The sequence below is a fragment of the Roseivivax halodurans JCM 10272 genome (assembly GCF_000521785.1).
GTDB lineage: Bacteria > Pseudomonadota > Alphaproteobacteria > Rhodobacterales > Rhodobacteraceae > Roseivivax > Roseivivax halodurans.
On the sequence record NZ_JALZ01000114.1, the window covers coordinates 1 to 1,223 of the forward strand.

General features: G+C 65.7%; 1 protein-coding gene. It reads left to right on the forward strand.

Translation table 11 applies throughout. The annotated features are described in order from the left end of the window. Positions 1-105 precede the first annotated feature (105 nt). Positions 106-1,223 (forward strand): IS256 family transposase (locus tag OCH239_RS21370; protein WP_037267526.1); only part of this gene is annotated, 1,118 nt, incomplete at its 3' end.

Consider the following 1,223-nt stretch of genomic DNA (forward strand, 5'->3'; position numbering starts at 1 on the left):
AGCCCCGGCGTAGCGCAGCGCGCGGCCGGGTGTGACGCTGGCGGCCATCGTCGATCTTCGGGCAGGTTCGGGTTGCGAGACCTTGAACCGAGAACGGAGATGACGATGACCGACGACAGAATGACGCTGATCGAGCTGGTTGAGAAGCAGGCTGACGGCGACCTCGTCCGCGAGATGCTGGCCTTCGCGGCCGAGCGGATCATGGAAGCGGAAGTGGAAGAGCGAACCGGCGCCGCGAAGGGCGCACGTTCGCCCCTGCGGGAGGTTCAGCGGAACGGCTACCGGGACCGCGACTGGGACACCCGTGCCGGGCGGATCGCGCTGGAGATCCCGAAGCTGAGAAAGGGGAGCTACCTGCCCAGCTTCCTGGAGCCGCGCCGCACAGCCGAGAAGGCGCTCGTGGCGGTGATTCAGGAGGCCTACGTCCAAGGTGTTTCCACGCGCTCCGTGGACGATCTGGTGAAGGCCATGGGCGCGGGCGGCATGTCGAAGAGCCAGGTCAGTCGCCTCTGCGTCGAAATCGACGAGCGGGTGAACGCCTTCCTCTCTCGCCCGCTGGAAGGAGCCTGGCCGTATCTCTGGCTCGACGCGACCTACGTGAAGGTGCGTGAGGGCGGGCGGATCGTCAGCCGCGCTGTGATAATCGCCGTCGCGGTCAACGAGGACGGCAAGCGCGAGGTTCTCGGCGTCGCCACCGGTCCTTCCGAAGCAGAAACGTTCTGGACCGACTTCCTGCGCTCTCTCGCAGACCGTGGCCTGCGCGGCGTGAAGCTGGTGGTCGCCGATGACCACAAGGGGCTGCGGGCTGCTGCGCGGCGAGTGTTCGATGCAACGCACCAGCGCTGTCGCGTTCACTGGATGCGCAACGCGCTCGCCCATGCTCCGACCAAGCAGCGCACGGCTGTGGCAGCCATGCTGAAGACGATCTTCGCCCAGGAAAACAAGGCGGATGCCGAAGCCCAATGGGAGGTCGTCGCGGACGCACTGCGCGAGAAGCAGGCGAGGCTCGGCACCCTCATGGACGTCTCGCGCGACGACGTGCTCGCCTACATGGATTTTCCCCGCGAGCACTGGGCTCAGATCGCGTCGACAAATCCACTGGAGCGGGTGAACCGGGAGATCAAGCGCAGGTCCGACGTCATCGGCATCTTCCCGAACGACGAGGCAATCATCCGGCTCGTCGGCGCGCTGATGCTTGAAACCAATGACGAATGGACGGTTGC